Source organism: Ruegeria sp. CG11 (assembly GCF_056537245.1).
Genome location: NZ_JBQFRE010000074.1, coordinates 1 through 602, shown reverse-complemented (window position 1 = coordinate 602; position 602 = coordinate 1). Strand labels below are relative to the sequence as shown.

Sequence of the window (602 nt, the reverse complement as noted above, 5' to 3'; positions counted from 1 at the left end):
TGGTGCATCGGCATCCGGCAAGTCGCTGAGGCGGTCTTTTGCCAGCATCAGCTGAGAGAGGATCTCTTCTGAAGTGAGGTTGCGCACCAGCTTTTGTGTGCCGGTGTGGCAGAAGGTGCAGGTGAGGGTGCAGCCAACCTGAGAGGAGATGCAGAGCGTGCCGCGATCTTCTTCCGGGATGTAAACGGTTTCGACTTCAACTGGCTTGCCTGCGCCGCGGGACGGGAAGCGGAACAGCCATTTGCGGGTGCCATCGACGGAGATCTGTTCGGTGACGATCTCAGGACGTGCGATGGTGAAGGCAAATTCCAGCTTGGCGCGCAGGTCTTTGGAGACGTTGCTCATTTTGCTGAAGTCTGAGATGCCGCGCACATAGAGCCAATGCCACAACTGGTTGACGCGCATGCGGATCTGACGTTCGGGGACACCTACGGCTGCCAATGCATTGCCCAGTTCTTCCCGGCTGAGGCCGATCAGAGATGGTTTTTCTTCAGAAGACTCTGAAGCAGGAGAAGCAACTGCTGCGCCGGATGCCGCTGGATTTGCGGGTTTGTGCGCGATGTCCAATGAGATCGCCATGGTCATTCACCAGTTATTGTTAG

Annotated in this window: 1 pseudogene; it reads right to left on the bottom strand. The window is 56.8% G+C overall.

The window, feature by feature from the left end:
- A pseudogene (locus ACR0KW_RS24295) lies at window positions 1–579 on the bottom strand (dual-specificity RNA methyltransferase RlmN); the annotation flags it as partial.
- Between the last annotated feature and the right edge of the window lie 23 nt (window positions 580–602).